Source organism: Acinetobacter terrae, assembly GCF_013004375.1.
Lineage (GTDB): Bacteria > Pseudomonadota > Gammaproteobacteria > Pseudomonadales > Moraxellaceae > Acinetobacter > Acinetobacter terrae.
In genome coordinates, this window is sequence record NZ_JABERI010000020.1 from 88,092 (window position 1) to 98,057 (window position 9,966).

The 9,966-nt window shown below is 38.6% G+C and carries 9 protein-coding genes; 3 read left to right on the forward strand and 6 right to left on the reverse strand.

Annotation, left to right across the window (positions count from 1 at the left end):
• Positions 1-16: 16 nt before the first annotated feature.
• The 4 genes from HLH14_RS09350 to HLH14_RS09365 form a co-directional block, all read right to left on the reverse strand.
• Positions 17-910, reverse strand: a complete 894-nt coding sequence (locus HLH14_RS09350; protein ID WP_067726095.1) for a LysR substrate-binding domain-containing protein — start codon at positions 908-910, stop codon at positions 17-19.
• Positions 911-997: 87 nt separating this feature from the next.
• On the reverse strand, positions 998-1,819 hold the full coding sequence (gene thiM / locus HLH14_RS09355; protein WP_171532991.1) for a hydroxyethylthiazole kinase: 822 nt from the start codon (positions 1,817-1,819) through the stop codon (positions 998-1,000).
• A gap of 72 nt (positions 1,820-1,891) precedes the next feature.
• Entirely contained in the window at positions 1,892-3,055 is a 1,164-nt protein-coding gene (locus tag HLH14_RS09360) for a hypothetical protein (RefSeq protein WP_171532992.1), read from the reverse strand.
• Between the two features lie 234 nt (positions 3,056-3,289).
• Complete coding sequence (locus HLH14_RS09365) at positions 3,290-3,553, reverse strand: hypothetical protein (RefSeq protein ID WP_067726101.1); 264 nt, start codon at positions 3,551-3,553, stop codon at positions 3,290-3,292.
• A 421-nt stretch (positions 3,554-3,974) separates the two neighbouring features.
• On the opposite strand from HLH14_RS09365, the gene pepN reads away from it, so the two are divergent.
• On the forward strand, positions 3,975-6,581 hold the full coding sequence (pepN, locus tag HLH14_RS09370; protein WP_171532993.1) for an aminopeptidase N: 2,607 nt from the start codon (positions 3,975-3,977) through the stop codon (positions 6,579-6,581).
• A 298-nt stretch (positions 6,582-6,879) separates the two neighbouring features.
• Complete coding sequence (locus HLH14_RS09375) at positions 6,880-7,092, forward strand: hypothetical protein (protein ID WP_067726105.1); 213 nt, start codon at positions 6,880-6,882, stop codon at positions 7,090-7,092.
• A 366-nt stretch (positions 7,093-7,458) separates the two neighbouring features.
• On the opposite strand, the gene HLH14_RS09380 is transcribed toward HLH14_RS09375, so the two are convergent.
• Positions 7,459-7,902, reverse strand: a complete 444-nt coding sequence (locus tag HLH14_RS09380; protein ID WP_131270769.1) for a universal stress protein — start codon at positions 7,900-7,902, stop codon at positions 7,459-7,461.
• Between the two features lie 133 nt (positions 7,903-8,035).
• Positions 8,036-8,479, reverse strand: coding sequence for a universal stress protein (locus HLH14_RS09385; RefSeq protein ID WP_067726109.1), 444 nt, complete (start codon positions 8,477-8,479; stop codon positions 8,036-8,038).
• Positions 8,480-8,751: 272 nt separating this feature from the next.
• Between HLH14_RS09385 and HLH14_RS09390 the strand changes: the two genes are divergently transcribed.
• Positions 8,752-9,756 (forward strand): alpha/beta hydrolase, encoded by a 1,005-nt coding sequence (locus tag HLH14_RS09390; RefSeq protein WP_171532994.1) that lies wholly within the window; start codon positions 8,752-8,754, stop codon positions 9,754-9,756.
• Positions 9,757-9,966: the final 210 nt, after the last annotated feature.

Here is a 9,966-nt window from a genome sequence, read left to right on the forward strand (position 1 = left end):
TTCAGCTTTTAAAAAGCTATTTTGAAAGTTGTTGTTGAACAGATTGCTGAATGATTTTTGCGGTAAATTGCAAAACTGGATTTTCAGCATCTGTTCGATAACTGGCATACAGCGGTAAAGTTGGCAAGTCTTGTTTTAGTTCAATTGACTGTACATTCGGGTTGAGCAATTGCCGTGCATATTCAGGAATAAAGCTCCATCCCAAGCCCATATTGATGAGATTGATATGCTGCAAAGCATTGGTGACTTGATATTTATATTGCAGTTTTAAATTTTCTTTTTGGGTGAACTCTTCAATTCGCTGGTAAAAAAATGGCGAAAATAGCTGGTCGCAGACAATAAAGTCATCATTTTGAATTTGTCTTAAGTCATAAATCTTTCGATTGGCAATATAGTTTTGATGGGCGACGAATAATAATTTTTCTTCAAACAGCATCGTACTGGTATAAACCGGATCATCAATACACACGCGACTAAAAATCAAATCCAGTTCGGAATTTTTCAATGCTTGAACCTGTTCGCTACAGGATAAACTTCTAATTTTAAGATCGACTTGCGGAAATTGAGCACGAACCTGTTGAATGACTTGAGGGATGATGGTCATTTCCGCAACGTGCAATACGCCAATAAACAACTGTTGCTGACCTTGGTTGGCGATTTGACGAGCATGAGCGACTGCAAGTTCCGCATATTTAATCGATTCTAGAGCATATTTTAAAAAACCTTGACCTTCTGCAGTCAGAGCAATTTTGCGTGCACTACGGTCAATCAGTTGTACCCCAACTTCTTCCTCTAAATCTTTAATTTGCTGGCTGAGAGAAGGTTGAACGGTACAGAGTTTTTGCGCAGCACGGGTAAAATTGAGTTCTTCAGCCAAAGCCACAAAGTAACGTAAATGTCTAAGTTCCATTGAGTATTTTCCTGCTGAAAAACGGTTTACGCTGCTGCTGAAAAACTAAAATCCATCCAGAATTATCAATATGGATAAAAGTATGGCTTAGATTTCAAGAATTTTGATATCTGCATATTGTTGAATTAAATCTGGATTTAGACTGTGAATATAATCCATAAATGCCACATTAAACTGACCAATCGTTTGTGCTTTTTCAAACGCCAATTTTCCTGCAATGGCAAAATGTGTATGTGCAGCAATGGTGGCAATCGTCGGTGTGGTTACCGCACAGTAAGCTGCAATTAAAGCACCGAGTGCGCAGCCTGTCGCAGTGACTTTGGGTTGTAAGTAAGAGCCGCCATTGATTTGAATCACTGCATCCAGTTCTTTGCTTAAAATGAAATCAGATTCACCTGAAATGGCAATACAGTCAGCATGTTCTAACAGTATTTTGGCTTGGTTATACACATCGGCACTATCTAAGGTGCTATCCACACCTTTGGAAATAACCTGATTGCCTGCAAGGGTGCTAATTTCTGAAGCATTACCACGAATAACCGTGGGATTATATTGTAGTAACTCATCCACCATATCTGAGCGCCATTTTAAAACGGGGCCATAACCGACAGGGTCAAGTACCCAAGGGGTACTGGTACGCTGCGCCGTTTGTGCAGAAATTTGCATGGCCTGCATTTGTTCATTGGTCGGTGTACCCAGATTAATGCTGAGTGCAGCGGAAATGCTGGTAAAACTTTCGGCTTCGAATGGATTATCAATCATGGCAGGAGAAGCGCCCGCAGCCAGCAAAACATTGGCCGCATAATTGGCTGCAACGCTATTGGTAATACATTGTACCAAAGGCTGCTCCGTTTGCAGCTGTGTCCATGCTTCAACAATATGCCCGACCAATGTTGAAGTTTGATCCATAGGATTATTCCTTAAGTTATACATGGGATTGGAGAGACTAGACATCTTGATCACCGTTTATTGGGTGAAATTCTATTGGGTAAAATAATGGTCTTGATGCTTACAGGTGCGACAGCATAAGGTCACATAATTTTCAGCATCATAATCGACAGTCAGCTCATTGGAACCACAATACATACAGCGTTTTTGTGAATAGAAGCTTAAGCGTGGTTCAATCTTTTTCCAGATCCGCCAAATCGGCTGGAAAAAAATACTTTCATCATAGCCCAGAAAGCGGAAAAACAGGATTTCGCTCATTTTGCTAAAAGGAATATTGTGCGGACGCGGCAGGGTGGAGGTTTCCCATTTTTCGGTCACGGCACGGTCACGATATTGCTGCAAGGTTTTCTTTAGCAAATTGGTGTTAATAAAATTTTCATTACGTGCTTGCAGGGCTTTTTGCTGATGCAAATATTCCAGCGCAGTTTGCACCAGATAATAGATTTGCCCCACAGCCAATGAATCCATCAGGCGATAACAAAAGGTTTGAAAACTGTTATTTCCCGCAATTTGTATGCCCCAAGTTCGGCAATAAAACTGGGCGAACTGAATAATTTCCTGATACAGCGCTAAATAAAGCACATTTTTAACTTCATCGGCATTTTTAAAGGGCACGCCCATGGTTAAATTTTCATAAAACCAGTTTCGAAGTTGCTGGGTGATGCTAAACAGACTTGGTTCAGAATAACCATCCAAACGCACGTTGACATAGTAGTGATGTGCCTCGGTGGCAAAATCTTTGGCTATGAGGATTTGTTCCTTAACCAGTTGCTTGACCAGATAATTTTGAAATAAATAATTCGGTGTAATTGAATGGTATTTAATGCTTTCCCAATCAATATATTCATGATGCGTGGTATGTTCCTGAACCTGATTGTCCAAAATACTCAGTAAAAACAATTTATTCAGAAAGCTGATCTGATCCAGTCGATATTCGACATTATCTTTATTTTTCGATTTGATTTTGCGCTGCTCTTGAAGACGCGTTTCGGTGAGCATTTTTTTTCGATTGACTAAACATTTGTCACAATGACAGTTGGTGCGTCCATCTTGAAAGACACGATGCTGGCAGTGACTACATTCATGAAAATTAAGTGCTTGATCGTACTGTTCTGCTTCAATCCAGAACATGGATGCCTGACACAAAGGGCATGATGTACTTTCATCTAACTGTTTTTGCAGAATCTGAAGGAGCATAGAAAGAGTCAATCACAAGTCTGGTTAATCGTTCAAACGATTATACACATCTCTTTTATTGTAACGTGATTGAATCGCGCTGAATGAACAATAAATGCAAGCAGTAAAATATAAGCGAACTTTGTGCTAGAAAAATAGCCTAAGCATTTATTATTGATTTATGTGGAGATGGAAAAGTAAATCTTCCATCTCCACAAGAGCAGAGACTATCGAGGGGGATTTAAATTCTTTAAATTAATACGAAGCAGGGCAAGGTAATGACTCATCCTCCTCGCCTAATTGCTTTGCATTGATTAAAGCCTGAACCTTTTTAGAGGGAATTTTTTTGCTGCCTAATGAATCGTAATTATTCAAAATTGCGCAAATATCGGGCGATTGCATTGGAATACCTTCGCAGCTCATAAACATGGCAATCACTTTATGGTCGATTCCGGCAGCGTCGAGAGTTTGCATAGTCTTGATATTTTCAACACGGACAATATGGTCTTTTAAATACATGGGACACCTCTTCTAATTTTGATCTAATTTTATAGTGCGCTTTACACATATATATACAAGCAAGAAACGTGCTCAAAATGTAGTCATCTTGAAAATATCTGTCACTTTGAGTTAAGTCAGGGTATAAGCCAGATAAATCTTGCTTAAATAATATAAAGAGATATCAAAATACAGTTATTTTCTATTTACTTTACTGAAAGATGTTGGCGTTATGGCGCATGATTTTTAACTGCACGTATGATAAGTAAGCAACTAAAATATTAATTGTACCAATGCTCAGACAACGAATTGAAAATTGTGAGCAATGTGCCCATATATAACTCAAATCAATCGCACAGACAGATTGTGAAAGTTGTCGTATGATCGAAGCACTCACAAAAAACAAAGTCTTGGCTTAAGAACTACAGGATTAGGACATTATATGAATATCGCGGCAAACCCAGTGGTTGAAGCAGACCAAACTGTTTATTTAAAAGACTACGAAAAACCCTCTTTTTGGGTTGATTCAATCAACTTGGATATTCAAGTTCATACAGATCGTACCGATGTAAACGCAACATTGGTGATGAAGCGCCAGACAGCAGGCGATTTGGTACTGCTTGGTCGTGACCTGGAATTAAAATCAATTATTTTAAACGGTACGCAATTAACCGAAGCAGACTACACACTGGATGCTGAACAGCTGGTGATTGCCAATGCACCAAATGAAGTGATTCTTGAGACTGCAGTGGTGATTCATCCTGAAAGCAATACTCAGCTTGAAGGCTTATATCAGGCGGGTGACGATTTATTTGTAACGCAAAACGAGCCTGAAGGTTTCCGCAAAATTACTTTCTATCCAGACCGCCCGGATGTCCTGTCTGTCTTTACCACGCGTGTTGAAGCCGACAAAAAATTTCCTGTGCTTTTAGCCAATGGTAACTTGATGGAAGCCGGTGAAGCTGGCGAAGGCCGTCACTATACCATTTGGGAAGATCCAACCAAGAAACCAAGCTATTTGTTTGCCTGCGTGATTGGTGATTTGGCGGTTCTGAAAGATTCGTATGTGACTTCTGAAGGCCGCAATGTTTCTTTAGAAATTTATGCGGTAGAAAAAGATATTCCAAAATGTCACATTGCCATGGAAGCGCTGAAACATTCTATGCAATGGGATGAAGAACATTATGGTCGTCCGTATGACCTGGACAACTATATGATTGTGGCAACCAGCGCATTCAATATGGGTGCCATGGAAAATAAAGGCTTAAACATTTTCAATACTTCATGTGTGCTTGCCGATGAAGAATTCACCACTGATGCCGCCATCATGCGTGTACAGTCTGTAATTGCACATGAATATTTTCATAACTGGACAGGTAACCGGATTACTTGCCGTGATTGGTTCCAACTGTGCTTAAAAGAAGGCTTGACGGTATTCCGTGATCAGTCTTTCTCGGAAGATTTACAATCGGCTGCTGTACAACGTATTGATGATGTTGCGGTATTAAAAGCGCACCAATTCCCTGAAGATTCAGGTCCATTGTCGCATCCGCCACGTCCAGACCATTTTGTCGAAATTAATAACTTCTATACTGCGACTGTTTATGAAAAAGGTGCGGAAATTAACCGCATGATGGCAACCTTGCTTGGTAAAGAAAAATTCCGTCAAGGCACAGATGAATACTTCCGCCGTCATGATGGTCAGGCAGTGACAGTAGAAGATTGGGTTTCTGCACTGACTGCAGGCTCTAGTGTCGATTTATCGGCATTCCTGATTTGGTACAATCAACCCGGCACACCAAAACTGGAAGCCAAAGGCGAATACGATGCTGCGACTCAAACCTATAGTTTAAGCTTGAAACAATCGTTAAAAGATCACCATAAATATCCAAACCTAAAAGCTGTACCGATTCCAGTGGCTTTGGCACTGTTTAATGCAGAAACAGGTGAGCAATATACCTTGCAGTCTGAAGCACTATTTGAAAATGGTGTAAAAGATGGCGTGTATTTATTTGATCAAAATGAGGCAACCATTGAGTTTGGCGGTGTAACGGCAAAACCTGTGGTGTCATTGCTGCGTAACTTCTCTGCGCCGGTCAATCTGGATTTTAACTATTCAGATGAAGAACTGGCTTTCTTGATGCAACATGAAACCAACGGGTTCAACCAATGGCAGGCCACCCAAACTTTGCTGGAACGTATTTTATTGGAAGGTCATGATGCTGATATTTATATCCAAGCCATGAAAAATACTTTGCCGGAAGTCATTCAAAAAGATCCACTGTTGGCTTCACGTTTGTTTGATGTACCGACAGAAGGCTATTTGGGCAGCCGCATCGACAGTGAATATCGTCCTGAAGTGATTCAAGAACAGCGTAATGCCTTGCTAGACACATTGGCACGTGAATTGGGTGCCTTCTGCAAAGAGACTTATCTAGAATTAGATCCAGATATGCAAAGTGAATTCTCTCAAGCGATGGGTGTTCGTGCACTCAGAAATATCATGCTTAGTATGATTGCACGTCAGGGTGATGCTTTTGCCTTTGATCTGGCTTATGAGCAGTATCACACCGGCAACATGTCTGAACGTTTGGGTGCACTTAAAGTCTTGGTCTGGAATGATGCACCACAAGCCCAAGAAGTTTTGGCAGACTTCTATAGCCGCTTTGAAGATGAAGCTTTGTCTTTAGATCAATGGTTTATGGTTCAGGCGGCGCATCCGAAAGCAAATGCAGAAACCATCAAATACTTAACTTCTCACCCTGATTATGATTTGGGTACCCCAAACCGTATTCGTTCAGTGAGCGGTGGTTTAAATGCCAATCCTGTCAATACATGGAGTTTTGGTGTTCAACACTTTATTGATCTGGCCAAATATCTGGATGAGAAAAACCCGATTGTCGGTTCGCGTTTACTGCAAGTGCTTTCTCGCTGGTATACCTTGGCAGAGCCACAACGTACAGAAGTCAAAACTGCACTGGAATCTTTAAAACCACAAGTGAAATCTAAAAACGTTTCAGAAACTTTAAATAGTATGTTGAGTATCTAACCGAGTATTCATTAAATGACTAAAAAAGCCTTTTCTTGATTAAAACCGAGAAAAGGCTTTTTATTTTTAGAGTGCAATTTAACGGAAGAATAAATGACCAAGTGTTTAGAATAACTAAATTAAAAGATAAAATGATAAGACATATTTTCTATTGAGTGATCATTTTAAAAGTGTCGATTAAATCACATTAATGGCGTAAAATCGTAATATTAAAGCTCATATAAAATGGGCTTTGTTTATTTAGCAGACTTTCATTGGATTAAGCCTGTCGTTTTATTAAGTGGACTGGAGGTTGGTTTTGTTAGTTAAAATTGAAGATGGTTTTTATTTAAACTCCCAACATATTATTGCTATTCGAGTTTCAAAAAGCACCAGTGATGGACATTTTGTTGTCGTGATTGAATATACGCCGAATAATATTCAGGCGATGGGAACGTACCAAAAAACTTTTGACAACAAAATTGAAGCAGAACTTTATCTACAGACTTTGCATCAGTACATTTCCAAATAAATCCCTGTGCATCATTATTAAGGTTGCAACTTAAACTGATTGAGAAAAGGGTCTTTTAGTTAGAATAAGTTTAGGTGATACAAAGCTCAATAAAAGGCTTACTGATCGTTATGGGTGAATTGATTATTTTATAATCAAGAAATTACCTAAAATGTATAAGGGAAAACTATGATTAAAACAATATTCAGCTTAAGCATGTTAATGGGTTTATCAGCATGTCAAAAGAATGATGCTGATCATGATCCAGATAAAAAAGTTGCTTCACATGCCTTGGATAAAGCCAGTTAGATCTCCTAGATTTTAAAGATAGACGCTTTTATTAGTGATCAAATAAAAAGTCCCTAAATTTAGGGACTTTTTTGATGGTTAAACTTTTACAATCAAGACAGGTATTGGCGATTGGGTGAGTACGGCTTGCGCCACACTTCCTAACATTAATTTTTTGAATCCTGTACGGCCATGCGAGCCCATAATAATTAAATCAGCACCGACTTCATCAGCCACATGAATGATTCCTTCAGCAGGCGATACACCTCGAATAATTTTGGTATCCACATCAATGCTATCTCGAATGAAGGATTGCTTAATCTCAGCCAAGCGCAACTGCGCATTCTTTTCAGCTTGTATAAAATAATCTGTAATTGCAGGCGCAACTTTATAAAAGTCCACACCCACAAATGGATCTACAGCAATCACACTGGTAATCGTAACTTGGCAATGGAGTGCTTTGGCTAAAGCTAATGCTTGTTCAACAGCTGCATAAGAAATAGGAGATTCATCTACTGGAACTAAAATATGTTTATACGTCATGAAATTATCCTTATGAATATAGCTGAATTGGAAAGATTTTTTAATTGTAATCGTCAGTCATTATGACAAATGAGAGGATCATTAAAAGACCCAAATAAACCCCACATCAATTGCAGGGTTTATTGATCAATACTTATTCTTTAACAATTAAAACAGGAAGTTTTGTGCCTTTTAAAACATCTTGAGCAAAGCTGCCCAACAAGAACTTTTGGAAACCTTTACGACCATGTGAACCCATAACAATCAGATCAATTTTTAATTTTTCTGCAGTTTCAATAATGCCTTCTTCAGAAACATTACCTTTCACGATTTGAGTGTTGGCAGTAATACCATTTTCGCTGGCAATCGCTTGAGCCTGTTTCAATGCTTTTTCAGCATTGGCATAGGCTTGGACGAAATATTCTTTCATAATGGGAGATGGGTAGTAAAAGTCTGCTTCAGAAAAAGGGTCTTCAGTGACTAAACTGATTAATGTTAATTGACCACCAAAAGCTTGGGCAATTTGAGCCGCATTTTTAACTGCAGATAATGAAATGTCAGAACCGTCAACTGGGACTAAAATATTTTGATAAGACATAAGACTTGTTCCTTGGTGTTTATTATGTGGCTATTAATTATAGATAGCACATTGTCTTTGAATGATCAATTTAGTCTGTGAAAAATGATTTAAAATTCATTAAATTATATAAAAATCATGGATATAAATGTGTTCTGTTTTGCATTTAAATCTGAGTTAAAAACTCAACATTTGCATAAGTATTTCTAAATGTTTAAACAGGGATTAAAATGCCCAAAAATATGACCGTCTCCAACAAATTGCAGGCGAAATAAGTTCAATAAGGGAAGCCTGTGTATTCAAAATTTTTCGGTTTAAGTCTGTGTTTAATTGCTGCTCTACACAGTAGCGGTTGTCAGAATACACAAAGTAATACCAAGGTGATTGCGAGTGTTTTTAATGCTTCCACCAATGTGCAAAAAAAGATGATAGATAAATATGCACCGCAAGAGATTCTGGTGCAGAAAAATATAATGTATATGCAGGAAGCATCATTAACTTTGGATGTGTATCAGCCCAAAAATGTGATGCAACTTGAGCCACGCCCAACCCTAGTCTGGGTTCATGGCGGTGGCTGGGTTTCAGGTTCTAAAGAGCACGCGCGTGGCTACTTTAAACTCTTGGCTAATCAGGGCTATAACGTGGTTTCAGTACAATACCAATTTGCCCCAAAAGTGATTTATCCAAATCAGCTGCTACAAATTAATCAGGCATTAAAATTTATAACCGAGCATGCGGAGAACTATCATATTAATGCCAATCAAATATATTTGGCGGGTGATTCTGCAGGTGCGAATTTAGTGAGTCATTATGCAGCTTTAATCAGTAATCCGGATTTTGCGCGGCAGTCTAATATTACGCCATTGATTCAACGTGACCAGATTAAAGGCTTGATTTTACACTGCGGTATTTATGATATGAATGCTTTTATTAATACGGCACCCAATGAACTGAAATTAATCGAATGGGGCGTATTTAATTTGGTTCAAGCCTATACAGGCAATAAAAAAGACGATGCGGAATTTTTAAAAAGTATATCTCCAATTCAATATTTAACAGCGAATTATCCACCGGTATTTATTAGTGGTGGAAATAAAGACTTTTTAACCAGAACCCAATCAGTTCCTTTTGTACAAGCCTTGATGAACCAGAAAATACCCGTGACCGACGTATTTTATCCAGACTCCAAAGAGTTTTTAGTACATGAATATCAATTCATGATGAGTAAAAAGGCAAGTCAGCAAACATTTCAACAAACCATTCAATTTATTCAAAAATATAGTCCTGCATTTTTTTAGAAAGTGCTTGATGTCATTTTATATTTGAAAGATTGAATACATACTTTTTGGGTTAAATCTGAAGGTCTTACTCAATTGGATCCAAGCCTTTTGGTTTTCGTCTGTAAGTATCCGGCAAAGCACCTCCTTACCAATCTCTCTAATTAGCCTTATGTTAGTCCCCACTTAAAAATAAGTGGGGACTTAATTTATGACCACAAATATCCATGC

What these genes read in the sequence shown, in the direction of transcription:
- HLH14_RS09350 (WP_067726095.1), bottom strand. Translation starts at nt 910, where the DNA reads ATGGAACTTAGACATTTACGTTACTTTGTGGCTTTGGCTGAAGAACTC.
- thiM (WP_171532991.1), bottom strand. Translation starts at nt 1,819, where the DNA reads ATGGATCAAACTTCAACATTGGTCGGGCATATTGTTGAAGCATGGACA.
- HLH14_RS09360 (WP_171532992.1), bottom strand. Translation starts at nt 3,055, where the DNA reads ATGCTCCTTCAGATTCTGCAAAAACAGTTAGATGAAAGTACATCATGC.
- HLH14_RS09365 (WP_067726101.1), bottom strand. Translation starts at nt 3,553, where the DNA reads ATGTATTTAAAAGACCATATTGTCCGTGTTGAAAATATCAAGACTATG.
- pepN (WP_171532993.1), top strand. Translation starts at nt 3,975, where the DNA reads ATGAATATCGCGGCAAACCCAGTGGTTGAAGCAGACCAAACTGTTTAT.
- HLH14_RS09380 (WP_131270769.1), bottom strand. Translation starts at nt 7,902, where the DNA reads ATGACGTATAAACATATTTTAGTTCCAGTAGATGAATCTCCTATTTCT.
- HLH14_RS09385 (WP_067726109.1), bottom strand. Translation starts at nt 8,479, where the DNA reads ATGTCTTATCAAAATATTTTAGTCCCAGTTGACGGTTCTGACATTTCA.